This is a genomic window from Nitrosospira sp. Nsp1, assembly GCF_900100985.1.
Lineage (GTDB): Bacteria > Pseudomonadota > Gammaproteobacteria > Burkholderiales > Nitrosomonadaceae > Nitrosospira.
Window position 1 is genome coordinate 32,575 of the sequence record NZ_FMUF01000023.1, and the last position, 18,194, is coordinate 50,768.

The following is an 18,194-nucleotide window of genomic DNA, read 5'->3' on the forward strand; positions in this document are numbered from 1 at the left end:
GCTGTGCCCGTGAAGATCGGTACTATGGTCCAGATGGAAAGCATAGCGGAGCCGTATCTAAGAATTACAACAAGCTATTGCTTTGTCAATGAACTCACCTTTCAACGTCTAAACCATGTTTTGTTGGTTATTTGCTAAGCTCTCATTCCTGCATATGTCCGAAGGAGCCTGATAAACCCCTCCGCATCCAGCGTATCTTAATCGCCCCGAGTTTCATTGGAGGCTGTTTGGTTTAAGTTAGACTTCTACCGTAGTCCTTTCGACCAGTTGTTGATAATAGTTTACCTCAGCTTCAACTGGCGGAATGTAACCGATAGGTTCGAGCGAAATTAACGGGTTAGATTCGGTTGATCATGAAATAACGGAGAAATATAAGGAATAACAATGGCTTATAGATAAACTCTATAAGCCATTGTTATTTGGTGCCGACACCAAGAGTCGAACTCGGGACCTTCTGATTACAAATCAGCTGCTCTACCAACTGAGCTATGCCGGCGCGGGTGCAATTATAGAGACTGGGGGGCAGGGTAGCAAACCCTCAAGGAACTGATAAATAATGCGGACTATTTTACGATCTGAAAGCGACGCTTGTCACCCGTGGAGGGTGACGTACCTTCGGGTGGGGGTAACTTGGCCGGTTCTTCAATACTAGCGTCTGCCTGCGTTGTGCTGGCGTCGCCCTCAAGGGTGAAAAGAACGCCCTGCGAGGTCTCTTTGGCAAATATTCCCTGAACTGCGCCAACCGGAACAGAAATTTCGCGTGAGACACCGCTAAACCGGGCGGAGAACTGGATCGCATCGTTACCTAGAGTAAGATGATGTGCGGCATCGGAGCTGATGTTAAGTATGATTTCACCATCTTTCACGAAATTATTCGGTACGCGTGTCTGGGCATCTACTTTAACAGACAGATAGGGCGTCAGGCCGCTATCTGAACACCATTCGTAGATGGCGCGAATCAAATAGGGCTTGGTTGACAGTTCCTTCACTTTCGCATTGCCTTCTCGGAGGCCGTGAGTGCGTCAATGAAGGCGGGCCTGCTAAACAACCGTTCGGCGTATTTCAACAACGGTGCAGCCTGTTTGGGTAGCTGAATGCCATAATGATCCAATCGCCATAACAGCGGTGCGATCGCCACATCCAGCATAGAAAATTCATCCCCCAACATGTGTTTCTGCTTGGCAAATACGGGTGCAATCACGGTCAGGTTATCGCGAATCGCCGCGCGTGCTTTATCCGCGGTTTTCGGATTTCCATGTTCGACCGTGTCAATATGGCAAAAAAGCTCCTGCTCAAAACGATGCAGGAATAATCGCGCACGAGCCCGCATGACCGGGTCGGCGGGCATCAGTTGTGGATGAGGAAACCGGTCATCAATATATTCATTGATGATGTTGGATTCGTACAGGATAAGATCACGCTCTACCAGCACGGGAACCCGGCTGTAGGGCGTCATTATCGCCAGATCTTCCGGCTTGTTATGCAGGTCGACATCGATGATCTGAAAATCCATGCCCTTCTCGTACAGCACAATACGGCAGCGGTGACTGAAAGGGCAGGTGGTTGCTGAGTATAACGTCATCATATTTGGTTACTTTCAGCGCAAACGAGCTGGGTGCATCTTTCGTAACGGGAAATAATCAATGAATGTCCTTCCAATATTCATGTTTCAGGGCGTAGGTAAGCGCCAGCATGCCAAACAGGAAGAGCATCACAAGAATTCCTATTTGTACTCGCTTGGTTGCAGCCGGTTCACCTAGATAAACCAGGAAGTTCACCAGATCGGCCACATAGGCTTCATATTCCGTTTTAGAAAGCGCACCTGGTTTATCCAGCTTCAATTCCTTTACCTCATGCTTGCCACCGTGACCGTCGTCAACGGTGCTCGTCACCAGCGATTGCTCGCCCTGCAACTGATAGAGTACATGAGGCATGGCGGCTTTATCGAATACAAGGTTATTCCAGCCCGTAGCGGTAGAGTCATCACGATAAAACTTCCGGAGATACGTATAGAGCCAATCAGCACCACGAGAACGGGCGATTACCGATAGATCGGGCGGGGCGACCCCGAACCACTGTTTGGCCTCTTTGGCTTTCATGGCGACAGTCATGAGTTCACCTGCTTTCTGCCCGGTAAATATAAGATTGTCGCTGACCTGGGTCTCGGTCAGGCCGATATCGCGTAGCCGGTTGTAGCGCATGTATTCCGCGCTGTGGCACGACAGACAGTAGTTGACAAAGGTCTTGGCGCCGCGTTGCAGCGAGAGCTTATCGCCCGACCGGATCGGTGCTTGATCCAGCTTTACGGTTGACTCGCTGGCAAATGCGACAAGCGGGGCCAAGCATAACATAACTAAAATAGTTGTTATTTTTCTCATTCTTTCACCCTGGTTGGTTCAGGCTTGGTTTTATCTATCTTGCTGTACCACGGCATAAGAATAAAGAAGGCGAAGTAGATGACCGTGAATATTTGCGCAAGTGTTGTGAACAGCGGGGTGGGCGATTTGGTGCCAAGATAGCCAAGCACAAAGACGCTGATGACAAAAAGCGTGAGGGCAAATTTGAAAATAGGGCCTTTGTAGCGAATGGACTTCACGGGACTACGGTCCAGCCAGGGTAACAGCGCGAAGATCGCGACCGATCCGCCCATCAGCACGATGCCCCAGAGCTTGGCATCTATCCACAGGAAGTTGATGGTGACCGCTCTCAGCATCGAATAGTATGGCGTGAAGTACCATACCGGGGCGATATGGTCAGGCGTCTGCAACGTATTGGCAGGAACGAAGTTGTTGTATTCAAGGAAATAGCCGCCCATCTCGGGTGCGAAAAATATGATTCCACAGAACACGATCAGGAACACGATGACGCCAAAAATATCCTTGACGGTGTAGTACGGGTGGAACGGGATACCATCGACGGGAATGTGCGTTACGGGATCTTTATATTTTTTGATTTCAATCCCATCCGGGTTACTCGAGCCGACCTCGTGCAGTGCCAATATGTGAACGACTACCAGCGTCACGAGTAAAACGGGCAGAGTCACAACATGATAGGCAAAGAAACGATTGAGTGCGGCATCCGACAGCATGAAGTCACCCAGCAGCCAGTTCGAGAGCGTTTCGCCTACTACCGGAATCGCGCCGATCATGCTTACGATCACCTGCGCACCCCAATAGGACATTTGCCCCCATGGGAGGATATATCCGGTAAACGCCAGCATCATCAGCATGAAAAATATTCCCATGCCGATTAGCCAGAGAAGCTCGCGCGGCTTGCGATACGAGCCGTACATCATCCCGCGGAACATGTGCAGATAGACCACCACGAAGAACATGGATGCGCCGGTGGAGTGCATGTAGCGGATCAACCAGCCGAAATCCACGTCCCGCATGATATATTCCACCGAGGCGAACGCCATGCTGGCGTCCGGCTTGTAGTTCATGGTGAGGAAAATGCCGGTAAGAAGCTGATTCACCAGCACGAGCATGGCCAGCGAGCCGAAGTAATACCAGAAATTAAAGTTTTTCGGCGCGTAGTATTCGGTGAGATGAGCCTTCCAGTTGGAAGTCAGGGGAAAACGTGCGTCTATCCAGTCGACCATGGACGCTAATCGCTTGCTCATTTATGCGGACTCCTTGCGATCAGACCCGATCAACAGGGTGGTATCGCTTAAATACATGTGGGGGGGGACGACAAGGTTGGTAGGCGCAGGGACGCTTTTGTAGACGCGGCCCGCGAGATCGAACTTGGAACCGTGACAAGGGCAGAAAAAACCGCCCAGCCAGTCGGAACCGAGGTCCGCGGGCGCAATATCTTTGCGATATACGGGAGAACATCCCAGATGGGTACAGACCCCTTCGGCTACCAGAATCGCCGGTTTGATGGAGCGTGTTTCATTCTGTGCATACTTGGGTTGCTGGTCTTTTTCCGATTTTGGATCGGATACCTGACCGTCAAGCTTCTTCAGGTTAGCCAGCATTTCAGGGGTGCGATTCAATACCCATACCACCTTGCCGCGCCATTCGACCATCAGCAGCATGCCTGGTTCAACCTTGCTGATGTCCACCTCAACCGGCGCTCCCGCCGCTTTTGCGCGTTCGCTGGGCATCATGCTCATCATGAAAGGGGTTGCCACGGCAACGCCCGCGATCCCGCCCGCAATCGAAGTTGCGGCGATGAGAAAACGTCTCCTGCCGTTCATTTCCTGTTTTTTCTCAATATCTGCCATATTTTGCAGTCCCGTTTTTAATTTCGGACCTTCTAAAAAAACTCATAAAAAACTTAACCATTTTACCATAATACATATCGAAAAATAAATATGCATTACAAAAACTATTGATTGGATGGTGGAAAACCGCACCTGACCGTTTTTATCGATCAATGGGTTATGAGCGGGATACTTGCATCTACGCGCATTCTTTCCGACGATATCCGCCATGAGTTTGACTTGATACAAAAATCGGAAACCGCGCAACATCGGTGGATATTTATGAGGTTACGACATTCATATAACATAATTTTATGTTCCCGGCGGAGCGAGCGGTCTGGGGCACTGTTCAGCAGTCTGCCGGACTTAGTGTAAATCGGCTGCAAAAGCGTCCGGGTGGTTCATATTTCGCCGCTTTTTCGGCCAATGGAATAACTATTGACCTTTAAAATCCTCACAATCCGCCCTCGCAAGCTATTTTTTCGCCGCGATTCTTCAAGCCCGACAGGCTGCTAGCTGGCTTGATTCGCACAATCAAGCCATAATAGCCAAGGGGTCTGGTGATGTTTCAACGGATAGGATATTTTCAGGTTCACGATTATGAAGCAACCTATCGTCAATTGCCCACACTGCGGCAAGATTATCGTCTGGGATACGAGCAATCGTTATCGGCCTTTTTGTTCAGAGCGTTGCAAGATGATCGACCTGGGGCAATGGGCTTCGGAGTCCTACCGAATTCCGGATGCGGAAACGGACACGGAAAAACCGAACGAAGATGTGTTTAAGGATGAGCAATAACGATCAAGCGCTTGAGTTCGAAGAATTAGCGCTATCGCAAAACGAATGACCCGCACAAATCCGAACATTGGTCCAGTCTACCTCAGCCTCAGGCTGTTGCCTTGTGTCTTTCACCGCGGGTCCTTCGGTTGGCAAACCTTCCTTTGCTCTGCAGGGCTGAATCTTCAGCCGATACCCCGCATCATGGCCACGCCATGCGCGCCGTGTTCCCATGCCGTAGTTAAATCTTCCCGGTGCAACCCGCCTAGCGCATAAACGGGTATCGAGCAATCCCGGATGAGTGCGGCAAATCTTTGCCAGCCTAGGGTCGCAGAGCCGGGGTGACTCAACGTCGGCAGTACCGGCGCAAGCACCGCAAAATCCATGCCTAATTGCTCAGCGCGAAAAAGCTCTTCCGCATTGTGGCAAGACGCGCCACACCACTCGACATCCGGACGTTTCGCGATGTCCATCAATTGTCTTGACGCAAGATGCAGCCCGTCCACGCCGGCTTTCCGATAAAAGTCGATGTTGTCTATGCTGCCGTTCACCAATACTCTGGCACCATGGCGGTGACCGAGTGCAATCAAAGCGCCGATAAAAGCATTCAATGCTTTCTCCGGCATCGCCTTCTCGCGTACCTGCAACAGCCGTACACCCCCTTTCAATGCGTGTTCAATCCGGGTTAGCGCAATATCCGTTCCTAATTCCGCAGCGTTGGTTATTGCATAGATCGCCGGTAAATCCAGCGCCCGCAATACCGGTGCATTTGCCGGCAACATCGGTTCAACCCAGACATTGGCCGCGGATTGCCAGGCCAACTCCTGGTTTTCGCGGGGTTGCGGCTGGCCGTGCCATTTCACTACACGGTAAAAGTAGAGGCGGACAGAGGCATGGCTATAGTTAAACGTGCGGGTGATCCAGGGATAGGCATGCTCGACAAATATACCCAGTTCTTCCAGTAATTCGCGCCTTAACGCATGCAGTAGCGGTTCATCGGGGTTCACCTTGCCGCCGGGAAATTCCCAGTAACCCGCATAAGGCTTGCCCTCGGGCCTGCGCGCAAGAAGAAAACGGCCATCAGGAGCAGTGATAACCGCAACGGCGACTTCAGTGATATGGGTGGGAGAGGGCATGGTGAGGTGGATGGCCAGCAACCGATGAATGAAACATGCTACGCAAACGGTCAAATTTTAAATTTGCGTAAATCCGGCTCGCGTATCCCGTGCTGATCTACTGGGGCAATGACCGGATTCTTCGAAAATCATGGCAGATTCTGTTTTCCCGCGCAGTCGCGTGCAAATTGCCATGCTACACGCCCACTTCGTGAGCCGCGCCCCAATGCCCATTGCAGAGCCGCTTCACGTATAGGGGGGCTCATTTCTTCGATACCGAAATGGTTGAGCCAATGCCCGGCAATGTCCAGGTACTGCTCTTGATCAAACGGGTAGAAGGATACCCATAGCCCAAAACGCTCGGATAAAGAGATCTTTTCTTCGACCGATTCACTTGGGTGGATTTCTTCCCCCAGATGCCGGGTGTCCAGATTGTCTCGCATGAAATCGGGCATCAAGTGGCGGCGATTGGAAGTCGCGTAGACAAGAACGTTTTCGGACGCCGTGGCGATAGAACCATCGAGTACGACTTTCAAGGCCTTATAGCCGGGGTCGCCCGGCTCGAATGATAAGTCGTCGCAATACAGAAGGAAGCGTTCAGGGCGCTGGTATATCTGTTCGACAATATCGTGCAGATCGGTAAGGTCATGCTTTTCCACTTCAATCAAGCGTAACCCCATGGCAGCATATTTATTCAGCATCGCTTTTACCAGCGATGACTTGCCTGTGCCGCGTGCGCCCGTAAGCAATACGTTATTGGCGGGATGTCCCTGTACGAACTGACGTGTATTTTGATCTAAGAGATTTTTTTGACGTTCTATGCCTTGCAAAGCATCGAACGTTACGCGGTGAGGGTGGTTCACAGGTTGAATGGAACCCGTACGGCCGGACTTTCGCCAGCGAAATGCAATGGCGGAATTCCAGTTGGGGTCGGTCTGGCCCACCGGCAGCAGCGCTTCAAGACGGGAAAGCAGCGCTTCGGCCCGATCGTACAGCTTGTCCCAACCTTCCATAAGTCTCCAAACCAAACGTTAATTTCAAATTATAACAATCGCGCGATGAGAAGCATGGCCGCCTCCCATCACGAATATCCCATATAACCGGTAAATACGGTTTTCGCTTTTTGCATGTTGCAATTTTCTTCAGACTGTCCCAAGCAAAAAGTGGCGATCTGAATAATGTAAGCCCATGGATTCAAATGGAGTTCATATGTGTGCTATCGAACGGAACCGCTCAGCTAAGAAGGTCATGATTCGGCATGTTACGTCCAGCGTATGCAAGGTGCCGCCATTAAGGTATCTATCGTAACAGACTGTAAATAACGGAAACAACTAAGGTGGAATCATTGATGAGATGCAGCACTTATATTGCATGCTCTCCCGAAAGTTTCCTTTAAATCAAACAAAATATTTAGGAGAAAAACATCATGAATAATATGCCGAGTAAAAAATCAATTATTTCTCTTGCTCTGGGATCCGCACTGGCCGCCGCGCTCGGCACCGCATCCATTGCGTCTGCGGCTGAAAACCCTTTTGCCATGCAATCCCTCGATAAAGGCTACATGGTCGCCGGGTCTCATGACTACGGCGACACGAAAGATGGATATGGGGACAAAACGGATGGATATGGCGACAAGAAACGCGGAGAGGGCCGATGCGGGATGGCTATGGCGGATACCAACAATGATGGGCGGGTTAGCCAGGAAGAACATGCAGCCCATTGCCAATTAATGTTCGACAAGATGGACACCAACAAGGATGGGTACATCGATAAGGATGAAGCCAGCGCAATGAGGAAAAAGCATGGACATCATTCCCGCAAGTCTGGGGATAAGTATGGGTCATCCGGGTCGTCCGGGTCGTCTGGATCAGGCTATAACTATGGCTCCGGGATGGATTGGACCAACCCCAACCTGGAACACATGAAGACAATGGGCGAGTAGAAGACGCTTGTAAGCGATTTGCGCCATCTCGCCAGGATCGGAAGCCAGTAGAGAAGAGCGGAAGAAAACTTGTCCATGAAAAGTGCTGCAGTCGCATACGATTGGTGTGCGACTGTCAGCTGACAGCGTGATTCTTTATTAAGTTGCGCTGGCTCCCTGGCAGCCTGTTTGCTAACTACGATAATCCGCGTTGATCTTTACATAATCATACGATAGATCGCATGTCCAGATGGTGGTCGAAGCCTGCCCTCTGTTGAGCACGACATGCACGGTGATTTCGGCTTGCTTCATTACTTTTTGACCATCTGCTTCCCGGTAAGTGCGCGCCCGGCCACCATTTTCTGCAACCAGAACGTCATCGAGATAGAGCTGCAATTTATTGACGTCAAGGTCTTCTATGCCCGCATAACCTATTGCCGCTAGTATTCGGCCAAGATTTGGATCAGATGCGAAAAAAGCGGTTTTAACCAGCGGAGAATGTGCAATGGCATAGGCAGCCTTGCTGCATTCATCCAGTGTCTTCCCACCCTCCACCCGGACGGTAATAAACTTGGTGGCTCCCTCACCGTCGCGTACGATAGCTTGCGCAAGCCATGCTGCAACCTCGGTTATCGCGTTTCGCACCTGTGTGAATTGGGTACTTTCATTATCCGAAATGACCGAATTGCCGGCCTGGCCCGTTCCTATCAGAATGAGCGCGTCATTGGTTGAAGTATCTCCATCCACGGTGATGCGGTTAAATGTATTCTCCGCCGCATGCCGTACGATTTGTTCCAGCAGTGGCTGGCTCAGCGCCGCGTCGGTCGCAATGTAACCCAGCATCGTTGCCATGTTTGGATGAATCATTCCCGAACCCTTGGCAATGCCCGTGATGGTCACAGTTGTGCCGTCAAGGGAAATCTGTTTCGATACCGCCTTAGGCACGATATCCGTCGTCATGATTGCCTGGGCGGCAGCAAACCAGTTGTCCACCTTGAGGTCGGCCACCGCCGCGGGCAACCCGGCAATGATTCTTTCCAACGGCAGCGGCTCCATAATGACACCGGTAGAAAATGGCAGCACCTGCCGACTATCACAACCGAGCAAGTTGGCGAGTTCGGCGCAGGTGGCACGGGCATCCGCAACGCCGCTTTCACCTGTGCCGGCATTGGCGTTGCCGGTATTGATAATCAGTGCCCGGATCGGGCAGGCGGAAGTGGAGCCCGGATTCAAAAGATGGTCTTTAGCGACTGCCACAGGTGCCGCACAAAACCGGTTTTGCGTAAATACACCCGCCACCTTGGTGCATTCCGCCAAAACGATGACAAGCAGGTCTTTGCGGCCAGGTTTCTTGATTCCCGCTTCGGCGATGCCGAGCGTTACGCCTTTAATAGGAAGCAGATGTTCGGGTAGTGGAGGGGTAAAGTTGACTGGCATAATGACGCTATCGGTAATTCGCGGAAACTGACGTGTTGTCGAGTCTCAATCAAAACAACAAGGTGGTATTATCTTCGGCCCTCGTCTTCGAGGCTCGAAAAAAGATCATCCTCAAGCATATGCTAACTCATCTTTAACGCTTCTTTCATATTTTCGTTTTTTGGCTTCTAATGATTATCAATACCAGCGTAACAAACAGAACTTCCAGTTGCACCGTAAATAACCGCTTATCCGTTTTTTTCTTGGATTTTTCGCAGATCATGAAAATAATTTTGGCAAATCACTTGCTGCATTCCATGGGCAGGCAACTATTCCGTAACCAGGAATCGAGGAGAAATGCATGAATTGCGATAAAGAACTGGATGTGTGCGGCCTGAACTGCCCGTTGCCTATCCTGCGCACAAAAAAATCCCTGGTGGATATGACTACCGGACAAGTGTTGAAAATAACCGCTACCGACCCTGGCTCAGTAATCGATTTCCAGGTCTTTGCCGATCAGACGGGCAACGAATTGCTGTCCTTGTCGGAGATGGCTGGAGAATTTATCTTTTATATGAGAAAGAGGTGACAATCAGGATTTATATGAGAAGGAATTGCCGAGTTCGGTTCTTGCCGTAATTCGCATGGATGTGATCGAAGGATTTTCCCGCTGGGTGTCGCATTCAAAGCGCTGCGCAGGCATCGGCAGCCTCGGCAAGTTTTCGGTATCGCGCCAGCCAAGGCAGTGGAATGGGAAAGGCAGAATCGTCTTGCATCGCCGCATGCGTTGCGGCCAGGGCGCCGAGCATGATCGAGCGGCCACAGCTGTCTCCCCCGGCGCGGATGTTGGACTCTATTGCAGTACGATAGTCAGTGGCACGTTGCACAATATGGAAAATGACCGGCAGGCCTTCCGCGACATGACACGCGCGACCGAAACGCTCGGTAGCCGCGATGCTGTCCAGCTTCGGTATGGCAAGCGCCTGTTCCAGTAATGGTTCGAGGACGGGTCCCGCAAATGGCAGAGCATCCGCCAGCGCCTGCGAAACCGGTACACCATGCAACAGCTTGAACAGTGCTGCCGAGGAAGACCGTGCCGCGGCGATCGCCAGTTCATTATTATTTGTTACCCGTACCACCTCCTCGACGCGCTTCATGAGATCTTCCAGCGTCCCGGAGTGGGTCGCAATCAATGCCGGAAGCGCTGCCAGGGCCGGTTGCTGATCGTCATCGGCGCCGGATGCGGCGGGAAATTCCGCCGGTTCAAGGGATAACAGCGTGCGTAACGTCAGGCGGGTCGGGGAATCGATATAACCGACGAATTCGCCGCCAGGCCCAAAATACGCGCGGTATTCCGCCTGATATTCATTACGGCTGAAGGTGCCGTGCTTTGCCAGATGCTTCAGCATCAATAAGCAGACCTCTCCGTAGCCGGTAGAGTCGCCGGATACTTTCCGACCGTGCGCGAAGTAGCCCTTTGCCACGGTATAGTCTGCTGCCGCCGGTTGAAGAAATACCAGACCCCTTGCTGTCTCGATCTCCGCAATGCGCTCAGGATCATAAAGCCAGTGCAGGCCAAGTGCGGCGGAATCAGCAACCAGTGCGCCCAGGATGGCAGCGCTATTCGCATTTTTCATCGTTTATATCGGGCTCTCATTCAGGAGGAAATGCGTTCCATCAAAAATCGAAACCTATTCGAAGGATTTTCCACGAACTAAATTTCTTCTTCTACAGGTAGTCTTCGTGCCTCGTCTTCCAGCATGATGGGAATGCCATCCTTGATGGCGAAAGCCAACCGGTCTCCTTTGCAGACTAGTTCATTTTCGGATTTTCTGTAGAGCAGCGGGCCTTTGCACAGCGGACAAACCAGGATATCCAATAATTTTAAGTCCATAATTTCCTCGACTTCCTCAGCTTTAAAGGGTTACATCAATCAGACCGATTATACTCTCCGAGAGACGGCGGTTATGTACGAAAACTTCACTTCGTGAAAGCGCTACATCGCAGTGTATTCTTCCCGCGCTTGCACGCGACCACTAGGTTGAATTGTTATGTTTCCCTCACAACCCCAAATACTATAGCTGTCCGCCGCGCCGGTAAGGCATGTTGCGCCAATGAGGAACCCTACCTGGGGTTTTCAGTGGTGAAAGTGATATGGTTGTATCCTGCTAAACGCGCGGCTTCCATCACCGTTATAACGGATTGATGTGTAGCGTCGGCGTCTGCGTTGATGACAATCACCGGGTCCGGCCGATCACCTGCGGCCATGCGCAAGTCCTCGCTAAGCCGCTCCATGCTGGAATCTTTGACGGGGGTACGGTTGACGGTATAGTCCCCGCTGGCGTTTACCGAAATATCGATAACATTTGGATGGTCAGCGGACTTGTCGGATGCTGCTTGTGGCAGACTGATTTCAAGTTCGGAAAACCTTGAGTAAGTAGTCGTGATCATCAGGAAAATAAGTATCACCAGCAACACGTCGATCATGGGCACCAGGTTGATTTCCGGGTCTTCTTTTTGCCTGCCGCGTTGGAAGTTCATTGTTTTTGCTATATTCCATTAAGTGGACGGTAATCTGAAAAGCGGGTCATGCTCCGAAATTGAAAGCCGATTCTATCGGCCGCGCGCCGATTTCCCGGCTCAACTATTCCCTGTCCTTGCTCGGCAGGGTATTGGTCATTTCCATCAGGAACCAGCCAGCGGCTGTACTATTCCTTGTCTCGCTGGAGAATCATCCTGACGTTCGCCATGAACGATTTCCACCAGCTTTAACGCCTGCAATTCCATTTCAATCACCAGTGCATCTACTTTAGCGCGGAAGTGACGATAAAACATCATGCTGGGAATGGCTACCAGGATGCCGAATGCGGCATTGTAGAGTGCAACGGAAATACCATGGGCGAGTTGTGCCGGATCGCTACCGCCAGTAGGAGAATTCACGCCAAAAATTTCGATCATGCCGACCAGCGTTCCGAACAAGCCCATCAGTGGGCTCATGGAGGCAATAGTTCCCAAGGTGGTGAGATAATGCTCGAGGTCGTGAGAAACGGCGTGGCCAGCTTCCTCAATTGATTCTTTCATGACTTCGCGCGTGCTTCTGTCGTTTCTCAATCCCGCGGCAAAAATCTGCCCAAGTGGAGAATGTTTCTGAAGGCGCGCGATCATGTCGGCACTCACGCCGCTGTTACGATACTCGTATACCACTTTGGGCAGCAGATCTCTTGGCGTAACCATGCTCAGACGCAAGGCCCACATGCGTTCACCGATAATGCCCATAGCGACGATAGAAGCTAAAATGAGCGGCCAAATCGGCCAACCCGCCGCTTGAATCAAAGCGAACACGCAATCACCTCCGGTACAAAAATCAGAGTTGTAATGTATCTTGCCCCTGTGATTTCGGCAAGGACGCGTTTTTTTCTTGTCCACAATTACTGTGGATAAGTTTGTGGGTAATCTGCAAATAGGACCATTAAGTCGCCCTGCCATAACGACTTTTTCTGAATAGATTAATTTTTGTACTTATTAATATTGATTAAAAACAAATACTTATGAGTATTCTTTAGTGTTCATGCGGGTTTGCCGGCACAATTACGCAATTTTCGTGACAGGTGAGGATTATTGTAGAATGTCAAGATGAATTTCATTATGGAAATGGAGATCGCTCGCACCGTCTTGAGCGTGAGCGAACTGAACCGTAGCGCCAAGGACTTGCTGGAGCAGGCTTTCCCATTGTTATGGGTAGGGGGTGAAATTTCGAATATCAAGCGCTACGGGTCGGGCCATTGGTATTTTTCACTCAAGGATGCGGATGCCCAGATACGTTGCGTTATGTTCCGCGATAAAAATCAGTATCTGGATTGGCAGCCCAGCGATGGTATGCGGGTAGAAGTGCGCGCACTGGTGACGTTGTACCAATCCCGGGGGGATTTTCAATTAAACGTCGAGGCTATTCGACGCGCCGGACTTGGCTCGCTATTCGAAGCTTTCGAGCAACTCAAGGCCAGACTGGGAAAGGAGGGGTTGTTTGATCCCGACCGCAAAAAACCGCTACCGCTATTCCCGAAGCAGATCGGTATCATTACCTCTCCGGCGGCTGCCGCCTTGCACGACGTACTGTCCACGCTGAAGCGGCGTATGTCTTTCGTGCCACTGATCATTTATGGCACGCCGGTGCAGGGCGCCGGTGCTTCAGCCAAAATAGCGGCAGCCATTCGAAACGCGGGAAACCGCGCCGAGTGTGACGTGCTTATTCTATGCCGCGGCGGCGGTAGTATCGAAGATTTGTGGGCATTCAATGAGGAGGCTGTGGCACGCGCAATCGCCGCGTGTCCCATTCCTATCGTGAGTGGCATAGGTCATGAGACTGATTTCACCATTGCCGATTTTGTGGCTGACGTTCGCGCTCCGACACCTACCGGCGCGTCCCAGCTCGTCTGCCCCGACCGGAAGGAATTAATACGGCATGGAGAAATCATGCATGGACGCCTGCAGCGGGCAATGCAGCGTGGCATTGAAAGCCGGATGCAGCATGTCGATATGCTCGAATGCCGCCTGGTGCATCCTGGAAAACGGATCAATGATCAGCTTGCGCATCTTCAGCGTTTGCGCGACCGCCTGTCTCGCTCATGGCAACAGGATCTGGCACGCCGCTATTGGCGTCTGCGCGAGCTTGACCAGCGTACCCTGATCGCCAGCCCCGATATTCCCCGCCTGGTTGAACGCCAGCATGACCTCGGGCTGCGCTTGCGCCGGGCTATTGCCGTTCGCATCGAAACGCTTGTAATGAGCTTGCAGCGCCAGCAGGAGAATCTTGCCCATCTTAACCCGGAGTCGGTGTTGGAGCGGGGCTATAGTATTGTTTATGGCACCGATGGTGCAGTGGTGAGAAGTAGCGATCAGATCGACATCGGCGATACCATTCGGGTGGCGTTTGCCAAAGGGGGCAGCACGGCGCACGTGACAGAGAAAAATGAGTAACTTCTGACCATGTCGGTATAGACATTTGGGCAGGGGTGATGCAGACTACGAATGTTTTAAATATCCGCATCGATTTATCGATCCTTCTGTGTTCCGGCTGTCTTTGCAAGTAAAAAAGACGTATGCGCGGGCCTGCGTCGTGTCTGCTACATTCTTTAGTCCTCTCATCAGAAAATAGGTCTCCGATGTCAAGAGTTTTCCTCACCCTGGGTGCTGTCAATGCATTTTTATGCGTCGCTTTGGGCGCTTTCGGTGCGCATGGCTTAAAACAACGGCTTTCGACAGACATGCTCGCCGTATACCAGACGGGCGTGCAATATCATTTTTATCACGCGCTGGGCCTGATCGCCGTCGGCCTCATACTGCTGCATCTGCCTGCGTCCAGGCTGCTCACTTGGTCGGGCTGGCTGATGCTTGCCGGAATCGTTCTTTTTTCCGTCAGTCTTTATGTCCTGAGCCTGACGGGAATACGCGGGCTCGGTATAATCACGCCATTTGGCGGCGTCGCATTCCTGAGCGCCTGGGCAATGCTTGGCTATGGGGCTTGGACTGCAAAATAAACGGCACGAAGTCGCAATGCTAATTATTGTGCTCCCGGCTTTACCGTGACGCCTTACTATTTTTTCGCCCCCTGCCCGCGAGGACTGGAACCGACACTCGTGGCCGAGCTGGAGCAGCTTGGGGCCTCTTTTGCAAAGGCGTGCGACGGCGGGGTCCAGTTCCAGGGTGACTGGCAAACCTGCTACCGGGCTAATATGGAAAGCCGCATCGCCAGTCGAATTCTTTGGCGGGTGGCGCGCAATCCCTACGTCGGCGAAGCCGATGTGTACGAAACAGCCCATGCATTGCCATGGAATGAATGGTTTGCCCCGGCTTCAACGATTCGGGTCAATGTGGCTGCTATCAAGTGCCCCCTACGCAGCCTGGATTTTGTCACACTCAAGATCAAGGATGCAGTCTGCGATAAATTCCGCAGTACAGTTGGCTGCCGTCCCAGTGTCGATACGGTGCGACCGGATATTCGCATTCACGGCTTTTTGGATGCCAGGGAATTTTCCTTATATATCGACACTTCCGGCGATGCCTTGTTCAAGCGCGGCCTCAGAAAAAATACCGTCGAAGCGCCCATAAGAGAAAACCTTGCCGCCGGGATTTTGGCCTTGGCGGGTTGGCAGCCAGGCATTCCACTGCTCGATCCAATGTGTGGCAGCGGCACATTTTTGCTCGAAGCAGTGCAAATTGCATTGAATATCGCGCCGGGGCTAGGTCGCAGCTTTGCTTTTGAAAAACTGGCGAGCTTTGATAGAAGGCAATGGGAAGAGGTTAAAGAAGCAGCGCTGACGCGGCAGAAACCGAGAGCGCTCCAGCCGATTTTCGGCAGTGACTTGTATGGGGATGCGGTTGCCGTCGCGCGTGCAAATTTATCTGCCGCAGGCTTCTCTGAAACGGTGACGCTCAAGCAGGCAAACCTGCTGGAAATTTCCGCGCCCGCGGCTTCCGGATTTCTCGTAACCAACCCCCCGTATGGTGTACGTTTAAGCGAGCAGCAGGAACTCGCGGAGTTTTATCCGAAACTGGGAGATGTACTGAAGAAAAAATTCAGTGGATGGAATGCTTATATTTTTACCGCCGACCCGTTTCTGCCAAAGCTCATACGCTTGACACCCTCGCGCCGTGTGCCGTTGTTCAATGGGGCGCTGGAATGCCGTTTGCTGGAATATAAAATGGTGCCGGGGGGAATGCGAAGGGTGAAGAAAACGGACGTCAACCAGCAGCCCGATTAAACCTAAATCCGGTAGTTGACCGCTCATTTAATAGGTCGGTTTCATGATTAATAACAATATTTCATATTATTTGACGCTCACCTTCCGGGTGAGGGCGCTACGGGGTGAATTGCACAGTTTTTGGGGCACATGGCTGCGTTGCAACTCCTTGGAATGGAACGACCATTCCGCGTCGTTGCGCCTTGCCCTGCACCCCAAAAACCGTACACTTCACCCCGTCCAACTACCGGATTTAGGTTAAATCCTTTAAGCCGAGTCATGTGAGCCGCATGAAGCCAGGAACACGAGTCATTTTTCTATCGATATTTCTCGGTTGCGCCAGCCTGGTCAGTTATGCCCTTTATCTACAGCTGGCAAAGAACCTGTTGCCTTGTCCGCTTTGCGTGGTTCAGCGCGTTGCGTATTGGCTGGTCGGATTAATCGCGCTATTGGCATTTTTTCACTCTCCCCGCGCAAAAGGGTCGGGAATATACAGCGGCTTGATGGCTGCCTTTGCGTTCTCCGGCGCGGCGGTTGCTTTGCGTCAGGCATGGCTGGTGCGCTTTCCCGAGGCATTCGAATGCGGTATCAGTCCAGAAGAAAAGTTTTTGAACGCGTTGCCGTTGGCACAGTGGTGGCCCAGCATGTTTGAAGCAAACGGGGATTGTGCCGATGTCACCTGGCAGTTTGCATTGCTCACGCTTCCGGACTGGTCCGCAATTTTTTTTATAATCTTTGGCGGTTTGGCGGTATATATTTTGTTTACCGCGCGCAACCGCCATTGATGAGATGAATGGGAAAAAGCGCGCCGGAAAGCATTATTTAACCCAGCCGGATATCAACAAATTGCAGGAATAACGGCCTTGAAATCCCGGCTTGTGCCCCTATTTACAATGTGTCTTCTACAATTAGAAACGGAATACCCTCTATGAAACGAATTTTTCTGTTTGTAATCACCAACTTGGCAGTGTTATTGGTCCTAAGCATTACGCTGCGGATACTGGGCGTGGATCGCATGCTGGATGCCGAGGGCGGTATAGACTTCAATTCATTGCTTATCATGTCCGGGGTGATAGGTTTTGGCGGTTCGTTGATTTCGCTTGCCATGTCCAAATGGTCTGCTAAACGCATGACCGGTGCAGTTGTCATTGAGCAGCCATCTGACCCGACCGAGCGCTGGCTGGTTGAGACAGTCCGGCGCCAGGCCGAGCTTGTCGGTATCGGCATGCCGGAGGTGGCGATCTATGACGCGCCGGATATCAATGCATTCGCTACCGGCATGAACCGCAACGACGCCTTGGTGGCAGTGAGTTCGGGCCTGCTCCAGAACATGCATAAAGATGAAATCGAAGGCGTATTGGCGCACGAAATAAGCCATGTCGCCAATGGCGACATGGTTACACTCGCGCTGATCCAGGGCGTGGTTAATACGTTCGTGATTTTCCTGTCAAGAATAATCGGTCATTTCGTAGACAGGGTTATATTTAAAACCGAAAGGGATCAGGGCCCGGCTTTTCTGATTACCACCCTCGTGGCGCAAATGGTGCTGGGAATACTTGCCAGCATGATAGTCATGTGGTTTAGCCGCCAGCGCGAGTTTCGCGCAGACGCAGGTGGTGCGCGTCTGGCAGGACGTAACAAGATGATCGCTGCGCTGGAGCGCTTGAAACAGCGGCATGAACCGACACAATTGCCGGAGCGACTGGCGGCATTCGGTATTTCGGGCGGAGAAGGCAGCCTTAAGAGTTTATTTATGTCGCATCCGCCACTTGAAGTGCGTATTGCAGCGCTACGTGCGATGCCCTGATTCATTAATCGTTTTGAGATAAAACGGCGGTAGGCTGATATGGCCACCGCCGTTTTTTCTTGCCCTCGACTATCTAGGGCCTGTTAACTCTAATAGCCATATTGCATGTATTCAGCTATACTTGCGGGCATGGAAATCACTCAAGCCCAGTACGAGCGAATCGTACACTGCCTGCCGCTTCAGCGGGGCAATGTCAGTCTCAGCAATCTGA

General features: G+C 51.6%; 20 protein-coding genes and 1 tRNA gene. 8 read left to right on the top strand and 13 right to left on the bottom strand.

The genetic code is table 11. The annotated features are described in order from the left end of the window. Positions 1-420: 420 nt before the first annotated feature. The 6 genes from BLP78_RS12625 to petA all read right to left on the bottom strand — a co-directional run bounded on the left by BLP78_RS12625 (position 421) and on the right by petA (position 4,228). Positions 421-496 (bottom strand) — tRNA-Thr (locus BLP78_RS12625). Between the two features lie 67 nt (positions 497-563). Further along, positions 564-989 (bottom strand): ClpXP protease specificity-enhancing factor, encoded by a 426-nt coding sequence (locus BLP78_RS12630; RefSeq protein WP_090459703.1) that lies wholly within the window; start codon positions 987-989, stop codon positions 564-566. After that, positions 986-1,585 (bottom strand): glutathione S-transferase N-terminal domain-containing protein, encoded by a 600-nt coding sequence (locus BLP78_RS12635; RefSeq protein ID WP_090459705.1) that lies wholly within the window; start codon positions 1,583-1,585, stop codon positions 986-988. Before BLP78_RS12635 ends, BLP78_RS12630 begins: the two co-directional genes overlap by 4 nt. Before the next feature lie 55 nt (positions 1,586-1,640). Continuing rightward, positions 1,641-2,378, bottom strand: a complete 738-nt coding sequence (locus BLP78_RS12640) for a cytochrome c1 (protein WP_090459707.1) — start codon at positions 2,376-2,378, stop codon at positions 1,641-1,643. Then, positions 2,375-3,622, bottom strand: a complete 1,248-nt coding sequence (locus BLP78_RS12645; protein ID WP_025040623.1) for a cytochrome b — start codon at positions 3,620-3,622, stop codon at positions 2,375-2,377. The genes BLP78_RS12640 and BLP78_RS12645 overlap by 4 nt, the downstream gene beginning before the upstream one ends. After that, positions 3,623-4,228, bottom strand: coding sequence for a ubiquinol-cytochrome c reductase iron-sulfur subunit (gene petA, locus BLP78_RS12650; RefSeq protein WP_036575410.1), 606 nt, complete (start codon positions 4,226-4,228; stop codon positions 3,623-3,625). A gap of 579 nt (positions 4,229-4,807) precedes the next feature. Here petA and BLP78_RS12660 point away from each other — a divergent pair. Further along, positions 4,808-5,005 (top strand): DNA gyrase inhibitor YacG, encoded by a 198-nt coding sequence (locus tag BLP78_RS12660; protein WP_090459710.1) that lies wholly within the window; start codon positions 4,808-4,810, stop codon positions 5,003-5,005. 164 nt (positions 5,006-5,169) lie between these two features. Here the strand turns inward: BLP78_RS12660 and BLP78_RS12665 are convergent, their stop codons facing one another. Both BLP78_RS12665 and BLP78_RS12670 read right to left on the bottom strand, forming a co-directional pair. Further along, on the bottom strand, positions 5,170-6,174 hold the full coding sequence (locus BLP78_RS12665) for a Nudix family hydrolase (RefSeq protein WP_371128883.1): 1,005 nt from the start codon (positions 6,172-6,174) through the stop codon (positions 5,170-5,172). A 74-nt stretch (positions 6,175-6,248) separates the two neighbouring features. Continuing rightward, positions 6,249-7,112 (bottom strand): ATP-binding protein, encoded by an 864-nt coding sequence (locus BLP78_RS12670; RefSeq protein ID WP_090459712.1) that lies wholly within the window; start codon positions 7,110-7,112, stop codon positions 6,249-6,251. 413 nt (positions 7,113-7,525) lie between these two features. Between BLP78_RS12670 and BLP78_RS12675 the strand changes: the two genes are divergently transcribed. Further along, the gene (locus BLP78_RS12675) at positions 7,526-8,041 is read left to right on the top strand and encodes an EF-hand domain-containing protein (RefSeq protein WP_256330266.1); all 516 of its coding nucleotides are present in this window, start codon (positions 7,526-7,528) and stop codon (positions 8,039-8,041) included. 171 nt (positions 8,042-8,212) lie between these two features. On the opposite strand, the gene argJ is transcribed toward BLP78_RS12675, so the two are convergent. Next, positions 8,213-9,457 carry a bifunctional glutamate N-acetyltransferase/amino-acid acetyltransferase ArgJ gene (argJ, locus tag BLP78_RS12680; RefSeq protein WP_090459713.1) on the bottom strand — a complete coding sequence of 415 codons (1,245 nt, stop codon included), beginning with the start codon at positions 9,455-9,457 and terminating at the stop codon, positions 8,213-8,215. Between the two features lie 340 nt (positions 9,458-9,797). Between argJ and BLP78_RS12685 the strand changes: the two genes are divergently transcribed. Then, complete coding sequence (locus tag BLP78_RS12685; protein ID WP_090459715.1) at positions 9,798-10,025, top strand: sulfurtransferase TusA family protein; 228 nt, start codon at positions 9,798-9,800, stop codon at positions 10,023-10,025. Between the two features lie 94 nt (positions 10,026-10,119). Here the strand turns inward: BLP78_RS12685 and BLP78_RS12690 are convergent, their stop codons facing one another. From BLP78_RS12690 to BLP78_RS12705, 4 genes are all read right to left on the bottom strand, one after another. Next, complete coding sequence (locus BLP78_RS12690) at positions 10,120-11,073, bottom strand: ADP-ribosylglycohydrolase family protein (protein ID WP_090459717.1); 954 nt, start codon at positions 11,071-11,073, stop codon at positions 10,120-10,122. Positions 11,074-11,150: 77 nt separating this feature from the next. Then, positions 11,151-11,330 (bottom strand): Trm112 family protein, encoded by a 180-nt coding sequence (locus BLP78_RS12695; protein ID WP_025040613.1) that lies wholly within the window; start codon positions 11,328-11,330, stop codon positions 11,151-11,153. 230 nt (positions 11,331-11,560) lie between these two features. Then, positions 11,561-11,977, bottom strand: a complete 417-nt coding sequence (locus BLP78_RS12700; protein WP_090459719.1) for an ExbD/TolR family protein — start codon at positions 11,975-11,977, stop codon at positions 11,561-11,563. 144 nt (positions 11,978-12,121) lie between these two features. After that, on the bottom strand, positions 12,122-12,778 hold the full coding sequence (locus tag BLP78_RS12705) for a MotA/TolQ/ExbB proton channel family protein (protein WP_090459721.1): 657 nt from the start codon (positions 12,776-12,778) through the stop codon (positions 12,122-12,124). A 291-nt stretch (positions 12,779-13,069) separates the two neighbouring features. Here BLP78_RS12705 and xseA point away from each other — a divergent pair, with 291 nt between their 5' ends. From xseA to htpX, 5 genes are all read left to right on the top strand, one after another. Beyond that, positions 13,070-14,413, top strand: a complete 1,344-nt coding sequence (gene xseA / locus BLP78_RS12710) for an exodeoxyribonuclease VII large subunit (protein ID WP_090459723.1) — start codon at positions 13,070-13,072, stop codon at positions 14,411-14,413. Between the two features lie 185 nt (positions 14,414-14,598). Beyond that, complete coding sequence (locus BLP78_RS12715) at positions 14,599-14,973, top strand: DUF423 domain-containing protein (RefSeq protein WP_090459724.1); 375 nt, start codon at positions 14,599-14,601, stop codon at positions 14,971-14,973. A 45-nt stretch (positions 14,974-15,018) separates the two neighbouring features. Continuing rightward, complete coding sequence (locus tag BLP78_RS12720; RefSeq protein WP_090459726.1) at positions 15,019-16,197, top strand: THUMP domain-containing class I SAM-dependent RNA methyltransferase; 1,179 nt, start codon at positions 15,019-15,021, stop codon at positions 16,195-16,197. Positions 16,198-16,466: 269 nt separating this feature from the next. Next, positions 16,467-16,961, top strand: coding sequence for a disulfide bond formation protein B (locus tag BLP78_RS12725; RefSeq protein WP_090459728.1), 495 nt, complete (start codon positions 16,467-16,469; stop codon positions 16,959-16,961). 143 nt (positions 16,962-17,104) lie between these two features. Then, positions 17,105-17,983 (top strand): protease HtpX, encoded by an 879-nt coding sequence (htpX, locus tag BLP78_RS12730; RefSeq protein ID WP_090459731.1) that lies wholly within the window; start codon positions 17,105-17,107, stop codon positions 17,981-17,983. Positions 17,984-18,194 lie beyond the last annotated feature (211 nt).

Bases quoted from the DNA above. Each gene is read 5' to 3' on its own strand.
- BLP78_RS12635 (WP_090459705.1), bottom strand. From the start codon at position 1,585: ATGATGACGTTATACTCAGCAACCACCTGCCCTTTCAGTCACCGCTGC.
- BLP78_RS12640 (WP_090459707.1), bottom strand. From the start codon at position 2,378: ATGAGAAAAATAACAACTATTTTAGTTATGTTATGCTTGGCCCCGCTT.
- BLP78_RS12645 (WP_025040623.1), bottom strand. From the start codon at position 3,622: ATGAGCAAGCGATTAGCGTCCATGGTCGACTGGATAGACGCACGTTTT.
- petA (WP_036575410.1), bottom strand. From the start codon at position 4,228: ATGGCAGATATTGAGAAAAAACAGGAAATGAACGGCAGGAGACGTTTT.
- BLP78_RS12660 (WP_090459710.1), top strand. From the start codon at position 4,808: ATGAAGCAACCTATCGTCAATTGCCCACACTGCGGCAAGATTATCGTC.
- BLP78_RS12670 (WP_090459712.1), bottom strand. From the start codon at position 7,112: ATGGAAGGTTGGGACAAGCTGTACGATCGGGCCGAAGCGCTGCTTTCC.
- BLP78_RS12675 (WP_256330266.1), top strand. From the start codon at position 7,526: ATGAATAATATGCCGAGTAAAAAATCAATTATTTCTCTTGCTCTGGGA.
- argJ (WP_090459713.1), bottom strand. From the start codon at position 9,457: ATGCCAGTCAACTTTACCCCTCCACTACCCGAACATCTGCTTCCTATT.
- BLP78_RS12685 (WP_090459715.1), top strand. From the start codon at position 9,798: ATGAATTGCGATAAAGAACTGGATGTGTGCGGCCTGAACTGCCCGTTG.
- BLP78_RS12690 (WP_090459717.1), bottom strand. From the start codon at position 11,073: ATGAAAAATGCGAATAGCGCTGCCATCCTGGGCGCACTGGTTGCTGAT.
- BLP78_RS12695 (WP_025040613.1), bottom strand. From the start codon at position 11,330: ATGGACTTAAAATTATTGGATATCCTGGTTTGTCCGCTGTGCAAAGGC.
- BLP78_RS12700 (WP_090459719.1), bottom strand. From the start codon at position 11,977: ATGAACTTCCAACGCGGCAGGCAAAAAGAAGACCCGGAAATCAACCTG.
- xseA (WP_090459723.1), top strand. From the start codon at position 13,070: ATGAATTTCATTATGGAAATGGAGATCGCTCGCACCGTCTTGAGCGTG.
- BLP78_RS12715 (WP_090459724.1), top strand. From the start codon at position 14,599: ATGTCAAGAGTTTTCCTCACCCTGGGTGCTGTCAATGCATTTTTATGC.
- BLP78_RS12725 (WP_090459728.1), top strand. From the start codon at position 16,467: ATGAAGCCAGGAACACGAGTCATTTTTCTATCGATATTTCTCGGTTGC.
- htpX (WP_090459731.1), top strand. From the start codon at position 17,105: ATGAAACGAATTTTTCTGTTTGTAATCACCAACTTGGCAGTGTTATTG.